Below are 17,437 nucleotides of genomic sequence, written 5' to 3' on the forward strand. Positions count from 1 at the left end.
AATTGAAGAACTGAAGAATGGAGAAGGCAGGCAGCTACATTAGGCGCGCGAGGGATTTAGAGGTCTACAAGCGTGCTTATGCGGTTTCTCTTGAGGTCCACAGAGCCACACTTACTTTTCCGAAAATGGAGCAATACGCTCTAGCCGACCAACTGCGTCGCTCCAGCAAGGGTATCTGCGCCAATTTGGCGGAGGGCTTTGCCAAGCAGACCCACTCCAAAGCCGAATTCGCGCGGTTCATTTCGATGGCCCTGGGGTCATGCAGCGAGGTCGAGACGTGGATTTCCTACGCATTTGACCTTGGGTACATCCCACAGGCGCAGCTGGATGAATGGCTGCAATCCTATGCCCAAATCTACGGGATGCTGGTGAATCTGAGAGAGAAGCTGAAGTGATTTGACCCTTCAATTCTTCAATTCGCCAGCTCTTCAATTCCTCATTTTCCACGCATTGGTCGCGTTTTGGCCGCATTTCCGCCTAGGGTCCGCGCCAACTGTGGCCTCAAGCCTAACAGCTGCGGACGGGCAGCTAAACCAAATATTAACCGTGTTTCTTGAATGCGGGTTAACCCAAACGTGGTTACTGGGTGATCAACGAAATCACTCGAATACGATCACTCGAAATACGAAGGAGAGGCGGCATGGGCCGTATCGCAGCACTTACCAGAAACCCGGTCATGATCGCGCTGGTGGCGATGCTCGCCATCACCGGTTGCGCCTCGAAGAAGACGCCGAACAACGCCGCTGACCTTGGCCTCAATGGTGCCGGTGCTGCTACGCCCGGCTCGGCGCAGGACTTCACCGTCAATATCGGCGACCGCATCTTCTTCGATACGGACTCTACTTCGATCCGGGCTGACGCACAGCAGACGCTTGCGCGCCAGGCGCAATGGCTGAACCAGTACAAGCAGTATGCCATCGTCGTCGAAGGCCATGCCGACGAGCGCGGCACGCGCGAATACAATCTGGCGCTTGGCGCCCGCCGCGCCGCTGCTACCCGCGACTTCCTGGTCTCCAAGGGCGTCGCTTCCAGCCGCCTGAAGACCATTTCCTACGGCAAGGAGCGTCCGGTCGCGGTCTGCGACGACATCTCCTGCTGGTCGCAGAACCGCCGCGCTGTCACCACGCTCAGCGGCGCAGGTTCCTGAGCACCTCAGGCTGCCCGACGCGTTGGAAAAAGGCGTGGCGGTGTAGCGGCAGAAATGCAACACAGCTTTGCGAAAGGCGGCCCTCGGGCCGCCTTTTTCATATCCGGACACCTGAAACAAAATTTGGCCGAAGTCTCGCGCCCTGCTATGAGCCGAGGGCGCTTGGCTGGTCCCACTCTGGTTGGAAGGCGCGAAACAGACTAACGACACACGGCGAGAGGCACATGCATTTGAGATCGGTTCTGAGCGGCACGCTTGCGCTGCTGCTCCTATCAGGCGTCACCGCCCCGGCTAGTGGCTTGGGGGCCAGCGGCACAGGGCAATCAACCGACAGCGGCTTTTCCTTCCATCTCCCCAGCATCGAGCTGCCCAGCCTTTTCGGTGAAAAGAAGAAGCCGGATCAGGTCCAGATGGTGCAGTCCGATCCGACTGCCGTCACCAGCCTGGAAGACCAGCTGCGGCAGATGAACGGCAAGATCGAGGAACTCAATTTCCAGGTCCTGCAGATGCAGGAGCAGATCCGCAAGCAGCAGGAAGACAACGAGTTCCGCTTCCAGCAGCTGGAAGGCGGCTCGCAGGGCGGACAGGCACCGGCGGCACCGAAGAAGAAGTCCGACGCAACCACCGATACCAACACCGACGTGGCCGCGGCCCCGGCAACCCAGGCGCCGGCTGATGCCGGCGCCGCTACCGGCAGCGATCAGTCGAGCGGCGGCAAGACGGTTGAGGATGTCATCGTCGAATCACCCGATGGCGATCCCGGCAAGGTGATCCCCGGCACGGGAGCGCCGGAAAAGACCTTTGGCTCGATCACCGTCGACAAGAACGGCAATGTGATCGATGCCAACGGCAACACCCAGGCAACCGCGCCGGCGCAAGACGCTGCCCCGGCCACCGGCGCTCCGGCCAAGGCCGGCAAGTCCAATGGCACGATCGTCGCGGCGCTGCCTTCCACCAAGGATCCGGAAGAACTTTACCGCAATTCCTATCAGTTCATCCTGTCGGGCGATTACAGCACCGCCGAACAGGGTTTTCGCGATCATATCTCGCGCTTCCCCAAAGATGCCAAGACGGCGGATGCGCACTACTGGCTGGGTGAATCGCTGCTTGGCCAGCAGAAATACCGCGACGCGGCCGAAGTCTTCCTCGCCGCCAGCAAGGACTACCCGAAGGCCAAGAAGGCACCCGACATGCTCTTGAAGCTTGGCGTGTCACTGGTAGGCCTCAAGCAACACGATGTCGCCTGCGCCACCTTCAGCGAGGTCGGCAAGCGCTACCCCGATATCTCCAATGCACTCAAGGAACGCGTCAAGCAGGAGAAGGCTCTGGCTGCCTGCTGATGCTCGCGACTGAGCCGGATCTTTCGACCAACCTTCTTTCGCATACGAAGAGTATTTTTTCGCATATCGATTTTACCCACGGCGCCGTTGCGGCCGTGTCCGGCGGCAGCGACTCGACCGCCCTGCTTCTCCTTCTCAAACTGCATCTCGACCGAACCGCGCCGTCAGCGAAGCTGCTGGCCGTGACGGTTGACCATCGCCTGCGGCAAGGTTCGGCGGCCGAGGCGCGGACCGTGGCGAAGCTTTGCGCTGAGCGCGGCATTGCCCACCGCACCCTGGCCTGGGCCGGAAGCAAGCCATCGACCGGACTGGCGGCGGCGGCGCGGGAAGCGCGCTACCGGCTGCTGGCCGAAGCGGCGCGCGCGGAAGGCATCGGCCTCATCGTCACCGGCCATACCGCCGACGATCAGGCCGAGACGGTGCTGATGCGGCAGGCGCGGGATGAGGGCCGAGAGTTTGCCGAAATGGCAAGCCGCGGGCTTGCCGAAATGGCAGGCCGCGGGCTTGCCGGCATGGCACCGGCCACCCTCTATGATTGGCGCGAGTGGATTGCTCGCCCGCTTCTGGGTACGCGGCGCGCAGCACTTCGCGATTTCCTGCGGCGTGAAAATGTCCGCTGGGCCGATGATCCGACCAATATCGACCTGGCCTTCGAGCGGCCGCGCATGCGCGCCGCGCTTGCCGGCGAGAGCGTCGAGTCCATGGAGCGCACGCTGCTGCTCGCCGGTCAGGCCGCGGTGGAGCGCAGGCTGCTTGGCGCCGCCGCCGCCGATCTGATCCATCGTTTCGCCAGCCAGCCGACCACGGGTCTCATCCGCCTCGACCCGCGCCTGCTTTCGGCCGGCGACGATCAGGCGGCCATCTACGCGTTGCGTATTTTGCTGGCCACCGCCGGAGGCGCTGCCTTTCTTCCGGACCAGGCGCGCAGCGAGGCATTGTTCGATCGGCTGAAGGGCGGATTTCTTTGCGCCACATTGTCGCGGACCGTGGTTGATTTCCGGCGCGCCGGCATCTTCCTGCGCCGCGAGGCACGGGGTTTGCCGCTCGCCACTGCTGCTGTCGACAACACCATCTGGGATGGCCGTCGCCACATCACATTGAACGACAGCTCAGACGCATTGTTGATCGCCCCGCTGGGTGCGAACGCAGCGAGGCGCCTGGCGATCGATGACGGAGAAACCCCGGCAAGCCTGACACGTGCCGCATTGGCTGCGGAACCGACACCCCAGCAGGCTTTTGAAAACCCTGGTTCGCCGCAGGGCGAGCCAGGGTCGCCAGGGTTCGTGGTGCGGCCGGTCGTGTCGCCTTTTGCCCGCTTCCTGCCGTCCTTCGATCTGGCGCCGGCGCGGGCCGTCGGGGGGGTGATCGGCGCGTCGCCGCTTCCCCCTCCGCCATTGCGCGGCCACAGTGCCGATTGATGGTTGGTCGAAAGCTTAACCCAGACGCGCTGTTCTGCTTGGCAAGGGGAGGCGCTCTCCCTATGTTAGGCCCAAGTTTCCTCTCATGATGCTGTCCGTCCGCGGACGCCAACGGGACAATTGATGAATCCGAACTATCGCAACCTCGCGCTCTGGGCGATCATAGCGGTCCTGCTCATCGCTCTTTTCAATCTGTTCCAGACGCCGCAGACGCGTGGGGCCTCGAGCGATGTGCCTTATTCGCAGTTCCTGCAGGAAGTCGCGGGCGGTCGGGTCAAGACGGTGACCATAGCGGGTGCCCGCATCACCGGCACCTACACCGACAATTCCACCGGCTTCCAGACCTATTCGCCCGGCGATCCCCAGCTGGTCTCGCGGCTGCAGGACAAGAACGTCACCATCAATGCGCGGCCTGAAACCGACGGTTCCAATTCGCTGTTCGGCTACCTGATCTCGTGGCTGCCGATGATCCTCATCCTCGGCGTCTGGATATTCTTCATGCGCCAGATGCAGTCCGGGTCTGGGCGCGCCATGGGTTTCGGCAAGTCGAAGGCCAAGCTTCTGACGGAGGCGCATGGCCGCGTCACCTTCCAGGACGTCGCCGGCGTCGATGAGGCCAAGGAAGACCTGGAAGAGATCGTCGAGTTCCTGCGCGACCCGCAGAAGTTCCAGCGCCTCGGCGGCAAGATTCCGCGCGGCGTGCTGCTGGTCGGCCCTCCCGGCACCGGCAAGACGCTGCTCGCCCGCTCGGTCGCCGGCGAAGCCAACGTGCCGTTCTTCACCATTTCTGGTTCGGACTTCGTCGAGATGTTCGTCGGCGTCGGCGCGTCCCGTGTGCGTGACATGTTCGACCAGGCCAAGAAGAATGCGCCCTGCATCATCTTCATCGACGAAATCGACGCCGTCGGCCGCCATCGCGGCGCCGGCCTCGGCGGCGGCAATGACGAGCGCGAGCAGACGCTGAACCAGCTGCTGGTCGAGATGGATGGCTTCGAATCCAACGAAAGCATCATCCTGATCGCCGCCACCAACCGTCCCGACGTGCTCGACCCGGCGCTGTTGCGTCCGGCCGGTTCGACCGCCAGGTGGTGGTGCCGAACCCCGACATCGTCGGCCGCGAGAAGATCCTCAAGGTGCATGTGCGCAACGTGCCGCTGGCGCCCAATGTCGATCTCAAGGTCGTTGCACGCGGCACGCCGGGCTTTTCCGGCGCCGACCTGATGAACCTGGTCAACGAATCGGCGCTGATGGCGGCGCGGCGCAACAAGCGCCTCGTCACCATGGCCGAGTTCGAGGACGCCAAGGACAAGATCATGATGGGCGCCGAGCGCCGCTCGTCGGCGATGACCCAGGCCGAGAAGGAGCTGACCGCCTATCACGAGGCCGGCCACGCCATCCTGGCGCTCAACGTGCCGTCGGCGGATCCGCTGCACAAGGCCACCATCATCCCGCGTGGCCGCGCGCTCGGCATGGTCATGCAGTTGCCGGAAGGCGACCGCTATTCGATGAGCTACAAATACATGATCTCGCGCCTCGCCATCATGATGGGAGGCCGCGTCGCCGAGGAATTCAAGTTCGGCAAGGAGAACATCACCTCGGGTGCTTCCTCCGACATCGAGCAGGCGACCAAGCTGGCGCGCGCCATGGTCACGCGCTGGGGCTTCTCCGACAAGCTCGGCCATGTCGCCTATGGCGACAATCAGGAAGAGGTGTTCCTTGGCCATTCGGTGGCGCGCACGCAGAACATCTCGGAAGAGACCGCGCAGATCATCGACGCCGAAGTGCGCCGCCTGATCGACGAGGCCTATGTCTCGGCCAAATCCATCCTGACCAAGAAGAAGAAGGAATGGATCACGCTGGCGCAAGGCCTGCTCGAATACGAGACGCTGTCGGGTGAAGAGATCAAGCAGCTGATCGCGGGCAACAAGCCCTCGCGCGACCTCGGCGACGACACACCGCCGAGCCGCGGCTCGGCCGTGCCGAAGTCCGGACGGCGCAAGAAGGGCCCCGAGCCCGAAGGCGGCATGGAGCCTCAGCCGTCAAGCTGAGCAGACATGATAGAGTGCAACAAACGCTGCGGCTTTGTCCGCAGCGTTTTTGTTTGTGGCGGCATCGCAGGTGGTTCGCCCAGCCAAGGGCCGGCCAATTGTTGAAGTCGGCGCCGCCACTCATTGCCCTGCCGGGCATTTCTCCCGTATAGTGACGGGAGAAAGTAGCTTACCGCAACGTCGGCGCTTTTTTTGCGACGTTAGTGATTGGCGAAACTATAGATGAGAGCGCCCCTCTCCCCGTCACTATACGGGGAGAGGATGCCGGCAGGCAGGTGAGGGGCAGCGCAAACGCGTGTAGATCGCTCGGCAAAGAAAGCCGCGAACCGGCTCGTGGGCCTTTCTTCGTTGAGCTATTGCTGCCGATCAGGTCTTCAGCTTGGCATTGCACAGGCTGTAATAGCCGCCACCCTTCTGGATCCACTTGAGGCCGCTCAACGTTCCGGCATCCTTGTTGCTATGGTAGCCTTGGAGGCAGGTCTTCATTCGCGCCTTGGCGGGTTTTTCGGCCTGAAATTCGGCCGCGAGCGTGGTCGGGAACGTCACGCCAGCCGGCGCTACGGTTGGTGCGGTCGCCGCGCTGGCTTCCTTCTTCGGCTGTTGTGTCGCTTTGGCCGTGTTCGCCTCGGCACTTCCCGTAGCGGACGTTGCGCATTTATCCTTGCGGAAAGCGTTCCAGTCCATGCCGTTCAGGGCACCGCTTTCCTTGGCGGTCCGATAGGTCTCGCCGCACTCCTTCATCGTCATTGCGTTTCCCGGGATGGCACCCAGGCAATAAAAGTCGTTGCAGCCAGCGCCGTCAATTTCAAGCCAGACATCAAACCCTCCATATCGAGTACAGATTGAACATCTTTTGTATACGTTTTGTTCTTCTTATGTTCAACTAGAATCTTCTGCCTCACCTAGAAGACCTCCCGCACCCGGCTGCCGGGCGTGGGGCGACCACGCTATCGGCTTTCGCGGTAGCGGAAGCAGGACCATTGAGCTTTTCAACGCAACGAAAAGCCCGCGAACCTTGCGGCTCGCGGGCTTTCTGCTTTCAAATGCTGTCAGCCCTTCAGCTTGGCATTGCACAGGCTGTAGAAGCCGCCGCCCTTCTGGATCCACTTCAGGCCGCCAAGCGCGTTGGCGTCCTTGAGGACATAGTACTGGTCGAGGCAGGTGTGCATGCGGCCCTTTCCGGGGGTCTCGCTGGCATATTTCGCCGAGATCGCGGACGGGAAGGTGACGCCCTTGGGCGCAACCGTCGTCGGCTTCGCCGGCTCCTTGGTGTAGCTTGCTTCGCTCGGAGCAGGCACGCTGTCGTCATCCGAGGCAGCGGCGCCGCATTCGGCCTTGCGGAAGTCGTTCCACTTCTGGCCCTTCAGCGTGTTGGCCGTCTTGGCCGCCTGGTACTTGGCGCTGCACTCGGCCATGGTCAGACCCTTGCCGCCATCGGCAGCAGCCGCGGCGGCCTTGGTGGTTGCCGGCTTGGTGGTGTCGGCGGCGGCGGACGCGCCGGCGGCGCATTCGGCCTTGCGGAAGTCGTTCCACTTCATGCCGTTCAGCGTGCCGGCGGCCTTGGCCGCCTGGTACTTGGCGCTGCATTCCTTGGCCGTCAGGCCCTTGGCCGTGGTGCCAGCCGCAGCGGCCGCAGGCTTGGTGGTCTTGGCAGGCTTGGTCTCGGCAGCCTTCTTCGTGTCGGCCGGTTTGGTGTCCGTGGTGGCAGCGGCATCGGTGCCGCACTGTGCCTTGCGGAACTGGTTCCAGGTCGCCCCGGCAAGTGTCCCCGCGTCCTTGGCGGCGTTATACTTCGTGCTGCACTCGGCCATCGTCAACGCGTTGGCTGGCGCGGCCAGGAACGACGTCGCTACGGCAAGGCCGGTCAAAGTGGCAAGTCGGTGGATGAGCATAGCGTTTCTCCGTTGCAGCAGCCCATTGTACGTCCCTGCGAATCAATAACGCTCAACGGTCGGTTGCGCCAGATGCTAAGTGAGGTATATATCGCCGGAAGCTCGATCCTCCCGATAAGGTGATGAAATCATTGTCCCTTACTGGGTTAAAAACAAGATTTTCCGCGTGCATCTGCGCCGAATAGCTCGCAGAACTGGTATATTGCAGTGCCACATGCCGTCATGTTGGAGTGCGGCTTTGTCGTGTGCGGTGCACAACAATGATTTTCTAAGGATTGGTAACATATAATCACACAATGTGATCATGGCGCACCGGCCAATTGTGGCATGAGATGCCGGCAAAGAACCGTCAGGGACTCTAACTAGCATGGCAGGAAATTACTTCGGCACCGACGGCATCCGCGGGCGCGCCAACAAGTTTCCGATGACCGCTGAAATCGCTATGCGGGTCGGTATGGCCGCAGGGCTTTCGTTCCAGCGTGGCAGCCACCGCCATCGTGTCGTTCTCGGCAAGGACACCAGGCTTTCCGGCTACATGATCGAGAATGCGATGGTGGCCGGTCTTTGCGCCGCCGGCATGGATGTGTTCCTGCTCGGGCCGATCCCGACGCCGGCCGTTGCCATGCTGGTGCGTTCATTGCGCGCCGATATCGGCGTCATGATCTCGGCTTCGCACAACCCCTATTACGACAATGGCATCAAGCTGTTCGGTCCGGACGGCTACAAGCTCTCCGACGAGATCGAAGAGCGCATCGAGAGCATGCTCGACAAGGATATCGAACTGGCGCTCGCCGATTCCGACGGGCTTGGCCGTGCCAAGCGCGTCGACGGCGTGCATGACCGCTACATCGAATTCGCCAAGCGCACCTTGCCGCGCTCGATGTCGCTCTCGGGCCTCAGGATCGTCGTCGATTGCGCCAATGGCGCGGCCTACAAGGTGGCGCCCGAGGCGCTGTGGGAGCTCGGCGCCGAAGTCGTGGCCATCAATGTCGAGCCCAACGGCTTCAACATCAACAAGGAATGCGGCTCGACCCATCCGGCCGGCCTGCAGAAGAAAGTGCACGAAGTGCGCGCCGATATCGGCATCGCGCTCGATGGCGATGCCGACCGCGTCGTCATCGTCGACGAGAATGGCGCGATCGTCGATGGCGACCAGATCATGGCGTTGATCGCCGAGTCCTGGCACCAGAGCGGCCGGCTTGCCGGCGGCGGCGTGGTTTCCACGGTCATGTCGAATCTCGGCCTCGAACGCTTCCTCGGCGACATGAAGCTGCAATTGCACCGCACCAAGGTCGGCGACCGCTATGTCGTGGAGCATATGCGCGCGCATGGTCTCAATGTAGGCGGCGAACAGTCGGGCCACATCGTGCTGTCGGATTTCTCGACCACCGGCGATGGTCTGGTGTCAGCGCTGCAGGTGCTGGCCTGCATCAAACGGCAGGGCCGGCCTGTCAGCGAACTGTCGAAGAAGTTCGAGCCGGTGCCGCAGCTCCTGAAGAACGTCCGTATAGCCGGCGGCAAGCCGCTCGAGGAAGCGCCGGTCAAGGCCGCCATCGAGGATGCACGCCACCGTCTGGGAAAGGCCGGGCGGCTGGTCATCCGTCCTTCGGGCACCGAGCCGCTGATCCGTGTCATGGCCGAGGGCGACGATCCGCAGCTGGTCGAGGCCGTCGTCAACGACATCGTCGAGGTCATCTCGGAGACCCGCAGCGCCGCCTGATCTCCGGCGCGCCCAAAAGGCGTCACGCCGCCGCCCCGGTTGCATCCAAGCCCGCCCTTCCGGCGGGCTTTTTGTTGACCGGGAACCGGCCCTTAACTGTCGAAATCATCCCCGAATCCTTCGAATTTTAGAGATTCGTGGTTAATCGACAGGGTTAAACGCCTTTTAACTTTTCCAATTCATTATCCACGCCTGAAAGCCAATCTCATTCGGACACGATCGCCGTTCCGAGGGTTCCTAGGGGTGACAAGCATGTTCAATACAGCAAGAAAGGCCCTGTTCGCGTTGCTGTTCGCGGGCTTGGCCTGGCCAGTTTTCGCAGCCGACCTGCCCGAGCCGCAGGTCGAAGAGGCACCGCCGCCGGTTTACGAGCAGCCGGCTGACATCGGTGGCTGGTATATCCGTGGCGACATCGATTACCACAAGTCCGATGTTCGCGGCATCGACTATTCGACCTACAGCCTCGATCCCTGCAACTGCGGTAATATCCTGGTTGGTGGCAAAAGCTTCGATTATGCCAAGCTCAAGGGCGGCTTCTCGCTCGGCGGCGGCGTCGGCTACAAGATCAGCGATCATCTGCGCGCTGACGTGACCGCCGACTACTGGTTCAAGTCGAACTTCAACGGCGGTACCTCGGATCTCGTCTCGACCTCGACCGAAGTGTCGAAGATGAGCGCCCTGTTGCTGCTCGCCAACGCCTATGTCGATATCGGCACCTGGCATGGCATCACGCCTTATGTCGGCGCCGGTATCGGTGGCGCGCGGGTGAAGTGGGATACCGTCTACGATCCGAACACCGCCGAGACCAACCCGGGAGCATCCAACTGGCGCTTCGCTTACGCTTTGATGGCCGGTGCCTCCTACTGCCTGACCGACAAGATCATCCTCGATGCGGGCTATCGCTTCTCCCATATCCAGGGCGGTCGCATGTTCGAATGGGATGCGAGCAGCGCCGGTCCTGGCTTCGACCGTGGCATCAACACCCACGAGGTGCGCGGCGGCCTGCGCTATCAGTTCGGCGGCAACAATGGGTGCAGTGCACCGGTGGTTGCCTACCAGCCCGAACCTGAGCCGGTCTACACCAAGTAAGAACTTCACTGCCCAGAATATACGCGAACCGCCCGGCTTGACCGGGCGGTTTTCGTTTGAGCTGTGCCAATGAGGTGCCTAAAGCGCGTCGCGTGGAAACGGATTCATGCGACGTGCTTCAGGTCTTTGTTTTTATGCATGTCGTTTTCCCAAAACCGAGGTCACTTTTGGGCGACATGCATTAGAAAGGAAGGTCAATTCAGGGCTCCATGGATTAGCTGAAATGAATTCGCTAACGCTCTGTTAGCCTTAACTGCGACTTAACCACTATGGTTAACAATGCTCCCTGAAACGATGGCTGCCGCGTTCATTGCAGGTGTCGCCAAATTCGGGAGTCGGGACCATGACACTCACATCGCGTATTGTGCTGGCGCTTGCCGGACTTGGCGTCTTGCCGCTGGCCCCCGCATTCGCCGCCGACTACGATCCGCCGGTCTATGCCGACCAGGCGCCCGACTATGTGCCGGTCGAGGTCGGCTCGGGCTGGTATCTGCGCGGCGACGTCTCCTATCTGGTGCAGAAGAGCTTCAAAAATGGGGATTTTACCTTCCCGTCGGCGATCAACAACGAAAACTTTAGCGAGAGCGACAACGCGGCCTTCGCGAGCATCGGTTTCGGCTATCATTTCAACGATTACCTCCGTGCCGATCTCAACCTCGGCTATTTGCCGGGTAACAAGGCCAGCTTCGGCTATGACGATTCAGCGGTCGTAGCACTGCCGACATTGCCGACCCAGGGATCTGGATCGCTGAAGAACTATGCCTTCTCGGGGATACTCAATGGCTATGTCGATCTCGGCACATATGTCGGAATCACGCCTTATGTTGGCGCCGGCATCGGTTTTGTCCGCAGTTCGCGGAAGCTTTCGGCGACTTACACCGACAACAATGTCCCCGCCAACAGTTTCAGCCTGCAGGACAACGCGACACAATACTCCCTCGCCTATACGCTGAATGCGGGCCTTGCCTACCAGGTGACGAAGAATGTTTCCGTCGACCTGGGCTATCAGTATTTTTCCGCCCCGAGCGCGGAGTATGTGACGGCCGAAAGCCTGACGTCCTTTCCGGTCAAAAAGGGAATCAGCAATCACCAGGTCAAGGTCGGGCTGCGCTACGATCTCTGGTAGGCCCGGGATAGATCAGCATTTTGGCGGCGGATCCCTGCGGTCCGTCGTTTGCGTTTGAAATCACGCGATCCTGATCGCGGATCGCCGGTATCCCGGCAGCGACATAAACTTTCCTCTTGACGCCCGAAGCCTGAACGCATATCGCCGTCAGTGGGCCACCCCTCCCCAACGAGGGGCCACTATCTGGAAGGATAGACCACGATGACGACGCATACGAAGCCCGGACTCCGTCCGGCAAACCCCCATTTCTCCTCAGGTCCCTGCGCAAAACGTCCCGGCTGGTCGGTCGAGGCGCTGAAGAATGCCGCGCTCGGCCGTTCCCATCGCGCCAAGATCGGCAAGACCAAGCTCGAACAGGCGATCGAGCTGACGCGCGAGGTCCTGCAGGTCCCGGCAGACTACCGCATCGGCATCGTGCCGGCGTCGGATACAGGTGCTGTCGAGATGGCGCTGTGGTCGCTGCTCGGCGAGCGCGGTGTCGACATGGTCGCCTGGGAAAGCTTCGGCTCCGGCTGGGTCACCGACGTGGTCAAGCAGTTGAAGCTCGCCGATGTTCGCAAGCTCGAGGCCGGCTATGGCGATCTGCCGGACCTGGCCAAGATCGATTTCGACCGCGACGTCGTCTTCACCTGGAACGGCACGACGTCGGGCGTGCGTGTGCCGAACGGCGATTTCATCCCCGCCGACCGCAAGGGCCTGACCATTTGCGACGCGACTTCAGCCGCCTTCGCGCAAAGGCTTGATTTCGAAAAGCTCGATGTCGTCACCTTCTCCTGGCAGAAAGTGCTGGGCGGCGAGGGTGCGCATGGCATGCTGATCCTGTCGCCCCGCGCCGTCGCGCGGCTGGAGAGCTACAAGCCTGCATGGCCGCTGCCGAAAATCTTCCGCCTGACTTCGGGCGGCAAGCTGATCGAGGGCATCTTCAAGGGCGAGACCATCAACACGCCGTCGATGCTGTGCGTCGAGGACTATCTCGACGCGCTCCTCTGGGCGAAGTCGATCGGCGGCCTCGATGCGCTGGTTGCCAGGGCGGATGCCAATGCGGCTGCCCTCGATGGCTTTGTCGGCAAATCATCATGGCTCGGCCATCTTGCCGTCGAGCCTGCGACGCGGTCGAACACCTCCGTATGCCTGTCCTTCACCGATCCGGATATCGCGGCGCTCGACGCTGACGGACAGGCGGCTTTCGCCAAGGGGCTGGTTTCGGCGCTCGACAAGGAAGGCGTCGCCTATGACATCGGCTCTTATCGCGACGCGCCTCCCGGCCTGCGGATCTGGTGTGGTGCGACGGTCGAGACCTCAGATATCGAAGCGCTGCTGCCCTGGCTCGACTGGGCCTTCGCCGCGCAGAAGGCGTCGCTGAAAGCGGCAGCCTGAGATTTCATGGCGGCCTGCGGGCCGCCATTTCCCCGACAATCCCATTTTCAAGGAGGCCGCCATGGCGCCCCGCGTTCTCGTTTCTGACAAACTCTCTCCCACCGCCGTGCAGATATTCAAGGATCGCGGCGTCGAGGTCGACTATCTGCCCGACCTCGGCAAGGACAAGGAAAAGCTGCTCGAAGTGATCAGCCAGTATGACGGCCTCGCCATCCGCTCGGCGACCAAGGTCACCGAGAAGCTGATCAGCGCCGCCACCAAGCTCAAGGTCATCGGCCGCGCCGGCATCGGCGTCGACAATGTCGATATACCGGCGGCGAGCCGCAAGGGTATCATCGTGATGAACACGCCCTTCGGCAACTCGATCACGACAGCCGAACATGCCGTGGCGATGATCTTCGCGCTGGCGCGCCAGATCCCGGAGGCCAATGCCTCGACCCATGCCGGTAAATGGGAGAAGAACCGCTTCATGGGTGTCGAGATCACCGGCAAGACGCTGGGCGTCATCGGCTGCGGCAATATCGGCTCGATCGTCGCCACACGCGGCGTTGGCCTGAAGATGCATGTCATCGCCTTCGACCCGTTTCTGTCGGACAAGCGCGCCGAGGAGCTAGGCGTCGACAAGGTCGAACTCGACGAACTGTTCGCGCGCGCGGACTTCATCACGCTGCACACGCCGCTGACCGACAAGACACGCAACATCATCGATGCAGCGGCAATCGCCAAGATGAAGAAGGGCGTGCGCATCATCAATTGTGCGCGCGGCGGGCTGGTGGTCGAGGCTGATCTGATCGCGGCGCTGAAGAGCGGCAAGGTGGCGGGCGCCGGCATCGACGTGTTCGAGGTCGAGCCGGCCGAACAGAACGCGCTGTTCGGCATGGAGAACGTGGTGGCGACACCGCATCTCGGCGCCTCGACGGCGGAAGCGCAGGAGAATGTCGCGCTGCAGGTCGCCGAGCAGATGTCGGACTATCTGATCAAGGGCGCCGTCTCCAACGCTATCAACATGCCGTCGATCACGGCGGAAGAAGCGCCGCGGCTGAAGCCCTTCGTCAAGCTCGCCGAAGTGCTCGGCGCCTTTGTCGGCCAGGTCACCGAGGATCCGATCAAGGAGGTCGAGATCCTGTTCGACGGCTCGACCGCGACGATGAACACGCGCGCGCTGATCAGTGCGGCACTTGCAGGGCTGATCCGGCCGCAGGTCGCCGACGTCAACATGGTGTCGGCGCCGATCATGGTGAAGGAGCGCGGCGTCATCGTCGCCGAAGTCAAACGCGACAAGTCTGGCGTGTTCGACGGCTACATCAAGCTGACCGTCAAGACCGAGCACAGGACACGCTCGATCGCCGGCACCTGCTTCTCCGACGGCAAGCCGCGCTTCATCCAGATCAAGGGCATCAATCTCGACGCCGAGGTCGGCCAGCACATGCTCTACACCACCAATGCCGATGCGCCCGGCATCATCGGCCTGCTCGGCACGGTGTGCGGCGAGAACGGCGTCAACATTGCCAACTTCCAGCTTGGCCGCAACCGGCCGGGCGGCGACGCCATCGCGCTGCTCTATCTCGATGCACCGTTCCCGGAAAAGGTGCTGGAGCAGGTGCGCGCGCACAAGTCGATCGACTCGGCCAAGCGGCTGCAGTTCGACGTGGGTGGGATCTGATCCCGGCCTTTCCAAGAGCAATTCCAGGAAAAGTGTGAAACGGTTTTCCGTCCGGAATTGCGTCAAAACAAGAGTTAGAGCAGTTCGCCGTTTCCGTGAAACGGTGAACTGCTCTAGAGATCGGAAGGCGCGGCCCTGGTCGCGCCTTCTTGCTGCTCAGCGCGTCCTGGAGCGGTCCAGCATCGCCCTCTTGCGCCCGCTGTATTCGGCGAGCGCGATGCCGCCCAGCACGAGGACCAGTGCCAGCGCCTGATAGAGCTGGAACGTCTCGCCGACGATCAGCACCGAAAGCAGCGTGCCGAAGATCGGCACCAGATTGATGAACAGGCCGGCGCGGTTGGCGCCGATCAGCTCGTTGCCCCTGATGTAGGTTATCTGCGAAACGACCGAGGCGCCAATTGCGGTGTAGACGATGACCGTCCAGCCGCGCGCATCGGGCACGATCATCTTGCCGGCGGCGACCTCCCACAGCAAGAAAGGCAGCGAGGTGATGAGCGCTGCGATCGACATGGCCAGCATCAGGCTCTGCCAATGCATCGCCGGCTTCAGCCGCAAGCCGACCGAATAGCCACTGTAAAGGATGACCGCCACCAGCATGATGGCGTCGCCGAAATTGAGCTCCAGCGTCAACAGCCGGCGCGGGTCGCCGTGGCAAGCGGTCAGGATGACGCCGGCAATGGTCAGCACGACGCCTGCAATCTGCGCCCAGTTCACGCGCAGGCGGAAGAAGATGAAATTGGCTGTCATGATCAGGATCGGCATCGCCGCCTGTTCGATCGAGACGTTGATCGCGGTCGTGTAGTTAAGCGCCGTGTAGAAGATAGTGTTGAACAGGGTGAAGCCGCTGGCGCCGAGTGCAGCCAGGACGAACCAGTGCCGGCGCAACACGGGCCAGTCCTCCTGGATCGTGCGCCAGCCGATCGGCAGCAGGATCGCCACCGCCAGCACCCAGCGCAGGAAGACCAGCGTCATCGGCGAGACGTGATCGACAGCAAGCTTGCCGGCCACCGAATTGCCGCCCCACAACAAGGTGGTGAGCAGCAGGAATAAATAGGCGCTTCGGTGCATCGCGGGATTCCGGCCGCGACGGATGCGTTGCGGTGTTTGCCGGCCTATTGCCCCCGTCAGCCCAAGTAAATGATGTCAAAGCCGAAAATTGTTGTGCCTCAGGGCATTTTCGGCGGCAAAGAAAGGTCGCACTCGCGAGGTCTTGACGCTATAGAGGCCTGTCGTTTCGAACCATATCCAAGCCGCTTGGCGGCGTCTCAAGGGAAAAGAAACATGGCCAATGTGGTGGTCGTCGGCTCGCAGTGGGGCGACGAAGGCAAGGGCAAGATCGTCGACTGGCTGTCGGAGCGCGCCGACGTCGTGGTGCGTTTCCAGGGCGGCCACAATGCCGGCCACACGCTGGTCGTCGACGGCAAGGTCTACAAGCTGTCGCTGTTGCCGTCCGGTGTCGTGCGGCAGGGCAAGCTGTCCATCATCGGCAATGGCGTGGTCTTCGACCCGCATGCTTTCGTGGCGGAAGTGGCGAAACTCAAGGCGCAGGGCGTCGAAGTGACGCCGGATCGCCTGAAAATAGCCGAAAACACAGCGCTTATCCTGTCGCTGCACCGGGAGCTGGACGGATTCCGCGAGGACGCCGCCTCAAATTCCGGGACGAAGATTGGGACGACCCGCCGGGGCATTGGTCCGGCCTATGAGGACAAGGTGGGTCGGCGCGCGGTGCGGGTGATGGATCTGGCGGATTTGGAAACACTGCCCTTGAAGATCGACAGGCTGCTGACGCACCACAATGCGCTGCGCCGTGGGCTTGGCCATGCCGAAGTCACGCATGACGCGATCATGAGTGAGCTGACCTCCGTCGCCGACGAAATCCTGCCCTATATGGACCGTGTCTGGAAGATCCTCGACGACAAGCGCCGTGCCGGCGAGCGCATCCTGTTCGAGGGCGCGCAAGGCACGCTGCTCGACATCGACCACGGCACCTATCCGTTCGTCACCTCGTCCAACACGGTCGCCGGGCAGGCTGCGGCCGGCTCGGGCGTCGGCCCGGGCGCCATCGGCTATGTCCTGGGCATCACCAAGGCCTATACGACGCGCGTCGGCGAAGGTCCGTTCCCGACCGAACAGAAGAACGAGATCGGCGAATTCCTCGGCACGCGTGGCCATGAATTCGGCGTCGTCACCGGGCGCAAGCGCCGTTGCGGCTGGTTCGATGCGGTGCTGGTGCGCCAGGCTGTCGCCGTCAACGGCATCAAGGGCATCGCACTGACCAAGCTCGACGTGCTCGACGGGTTGGACGAGATCAAGGTCTGCACCGGCTATCGCCTTGACGGCGAGATGATCGACTATCTGCCGGCGAGCCAGGGCGCGCAGGCCCGTGTCGAACCGGTCTACGAGACGCTGGAGGGGTGGAAAGGCACCACTGCCGGGGCGCGCAGCTGGAACGATCTTCCGGCCCAGGCCGTCAAATATGTCCGATACATTGAAGAGTTGATCGGCGCGCCGGTAGCGCTCCTCTCCACCAGCCCGGAACGGACGACACGATACTTGTGACCGATCCGTTTCAAGACTAGTTTCTGAAGCCTTTCCGGGCATCGCGGCTGATTTGCGG

General features: G+C 62.0%; 13 protein-coding genes and 2 pseudogenes. 11 read left to right on the forward strand and 4 right to left on the reverse strand.

All coding sequences use genetic code 11. From position 1 onward, the window contains the following. Positions 1-17 precede the first annotated feature (17 nt). From AC0V7N_RS08125 to ftsH, 5 genes and pseudogenes are all read left to right on the forward strand, one after another. The gene (locus AC0V7N_RS08125) at positions 18-395 is read left to right on the forward strand and encodes a four helix bundle protein (protein WP_475456315.1); all 378 of its coding nucleotides are present in this window, start codon (positions 18-20) and stop codon (positions 393-395) included. Between the two features lie 245 nt (positions 396-640). After that, a complete protein-coding gene (pal, locus tag AC0V7N_RS08130; RefSeq protein ID WP_475456317.1) occupies positions 641-1,147 on the forward strand; it encodes a peptidoglycan-associated lipoprotein Pal in 507 nt (168 codons plus the stop codon). Positions 1,148-1,371: 224 nt separating this feature from the next. Then, positions 1,372-2,487, forward strand: coding sequence for a tol-pal system protein YbgF (gene ybgF / locus AC0V7N_RS08135; protein ID WP_496627783.1), 1,116 nt, complete (start codon positions 1,372-1,374; stop codon positions 2,485-2,487). Next, entirely contained in the window at positions 2,487-3,905 is a 1,419-nt protein-coding gene (gene tilS, locus AC0V7N_RS08140; protein ID WP_475456319.1) for a tRNA lysidine(34) synthetase TilS, read from the forward strand. Before ybgF ends, tilS begins: the two co-directional genes overlap by 1 nt. A 123-nt stretch (positions 3,906-4,028) precedes the next feature. After that, positions 4,029-5,953, forward strand: a pseudogene (gene ftsH / locus AC0V7N_RS08145) (ATP-dependent zinc metalloprotease FtsH). A gap of 366 nt (positions 5,954-6,319) precedes the next feature. On the opposite strand, the gene AC0V7N_RS08150 reads toward ftsH, so the two are convergent. The 3 genes from AC0V7N_RS08150 to AC0V7N_RS08160 all read right to left on the reverse strand — a co-directional run bounded on the left by AC0V7N_RS08150 (position 6,320) and on the right by AC0V7N_RS08160 (position 7,845). Beyond that, positions 6,320-6,700 (reverse strand): hypothetical protein, encoded by a 381-nt coding sequence (locus AC0V7N_RS08150; protein WP_475456323.1) that lies wholly within the window; start codon positions 6,698-6,700, stop codon positions 6,320-6,322. Continuing rightward, on the reverse strand, positions 6,697-6,855 hold the full coding sequence (locus tag AC0V7N_RS08155) for a hypothetical protein (protein ID WP_475456324.1): 159 nt from the start codon (positions 6,853-6,855) through the stop codon (positions 6,697-6,699). The genes AC0V7N_RS08150 and AC0V7N_RS08155 overlap by 4 nt, the downstream gene beginning before the upstream one ends. 147 nt (positions 6,856-7,002) lie before the next feature. Then, a complete protein-coding gene (locus tag AC0V7N_RS08160) occupies positions 7,003-7,845 on the reverse strand; it encodes a hypothetical protein (RefSeq protein ID WP_496627784.1) in 843 nt (280 codons plus the stop codon). A gap of 367 nt (positions 7,846-8,212) precedes the next feature. On the opposite strand from AC0V7N_RS08160, the gene glmM reads away from it, so the two are divergent. From glmM to serA, 5 genes are all read left to right on the forward strand, one after another. Next, positions 8,213-9,565, forward strand: a complete 1,353-nt coding sequence (glmM, locus tag AC0V7N_RS08165; RefSeq protein WP_023777672.1) for a phosphoglucosamine mutase — start codon at positions 8,213-8,215, stop codon at positions 9,563-9,565. Between the two features lie 252 nt (positions 9,566-9,817). Continuing rightward, positions 9,818-10,654, forward strand: coding sequence for an outer membrane protein (locus AC0V7N_RS08170; protein ID WP_475456327.1), 837 nt, complete (start codon positions 9,818-9,820; stop codon positions 10,652-10,654). Positions 10,655-10,997: 343 nt separating this feature from the next. Continuing rightward, positions 10,998-11,780, forward strand: a complete 783-nt coding sequence (locus AC0V7N_RS08175; protein ID WP_475456329.1) for an outer membrane protein — start codon at positions 10,998-11,000, stop codon at positions 11,778-11,780. 201 nt (positions 11,781-11,981) lie between these two features. Continuing rightward, positions 11,982-13,157, forward strand: a complete 1,176-nt coding sequence (locus AC0V7N_RS08180; protein ID WP_475456330.1) for a phosphoserine transaminase — start codon at positions 11,982-11,984, stop codon at positions 13,155-13,157. A 61-nt stretch (positions 13,158-13,218) separates the two neighbouring features. After that, positions 13,219-14,820 (forward strand): phosphoglycerate dehydrogenase, encoded by a 1,602-nt coding sequence (serA, locus tag AC0V7N_RS08185; protein ID WP_475456331.1) that lies wholly within the window; start codon positions 13,219-13,221, stop codon positions 14,818-14,820. A gap of 156 nt (positions 14,821-14,976) precedes the next feature. Here the strand turns inward: serA and AC0V7N_RS08190 are convergent, their stop codons facing one another. Next, complete coding sequence (locus tag AC0V7N_RS08190; RefSeq protein ID WP_475456333.1) at positions 14,977-15,888, reverse strand: DMT family transporter; 912 nt, start codon at positions 15,886-15,888, stop codon at positions 14,977-14,979. 213 nt (positions 15,889-16,101) lie between these two features. On the opposite strand from AC0V7N_RS08190, the pseudogene AC0V7N_RS08195 reads away from it, so the two are divergent. Continuing rightward, positions 16,102-17,399, forward strand: a pseudogene (locus tag AC0V7N_RS08195) (adenylosuccinate synthase). Positions 17,400-17,437: the final 38 nt, after the last annotated feature.

It is taken from the genome of Mesorhizobium kamtschaticum (assembly GCF_056174585.1).

What these genes read in the sequence shown, in the direction of transcription:
- AC0V7N_RS08150 (WP_475456323.1), bottom strand. Translation starts at nt 6,700, where the DNA reads ATGACGATGAAGGAGTGCGGCGAGACCTATCGGACCGCCAAGGAAAGC.
- glmM (WP_023777672.1), top strand. Translation starts at nt 8,213, where the DNA reads ATGGCAGGAAATTACTTCGGCACCGACGGCATCCGCGGGCGCGCCAAC.
- AC0V7N_RS08180 (WP_475456330.1), top strand. Translation starts at nt 11,982, where the DNA reads ATGACGACGCATACGAAGCCCGGACTCCGTCCGGCAAACCCCCATTTC.
- AC0V7N_RS08125 (WP_475456315.1), top strand. Translation starts at nt 18, where the DNA reads ATGGAGAAGGCAGGCAGCTACATTAGGCGCGCGAGGGATTTAGAGGTC.
- ybgF (WP_496627783.1), top strand. Translation starts at nt 1,372, where the DNA reads ATGCATTTGAGATCGGTTCTGAGCGGCACGCTTGCGCTGCTGCTCCTA.
- AC0V7N_RS08170 (WP_475456327.1), top strand. Translation starts at nt 9,818, where the DNA reads ATGTTCAATACAGCAAGAAAGGCCCTGTTCGCGTTGCTGTTCGCGGGC.
- tilS (WP_475456319.1), top strand. Translation starts at nt 2,487, where the DNA reads ATGCTCGCGACTGAGCCGGATCTTTCGACCAACCTTCTTTCGCATACG.
- pal (WP_475456317.1), top strand. Translation starts at nt 641, where the DNA reads ATGGGCCGTATCGCAGCACTTACCAGAAACCCGGTCATGATCGCGCTG.
- AC0V7N_RS08160 (WP_496627784.1), bottom strand. Translation starts at nt 7,845, where the DNA reads ATGCTCATCCACCGACTTGCCACTTTGACCGGCCTTGCCGTAGCGACG.
- serA (WP_475456331.1), top strand. Translation starts at nt 13,219, where the DNA reads ATGGCGCCCCGCGTTCTCGTTTCTGACAAACTCTCTCCCACCGCCGTG.
- AC0V7N_RS08175 (WP_475456329.1), top strand. Translation starts at nt 10,998, where the DNA reads ATGACACTCACATCGCGTATTGTGCTGGCGCTTGCCGGACTTGGCGTC.
- AC0V7N_RS08190 (WP_475456333.1), bottom strand. Translation starts at nt 15,888, where the DNA reads ATGCACCGAAGCGCCTATTTATTCCTGCTGCTCACCACCTTGTTGTGG.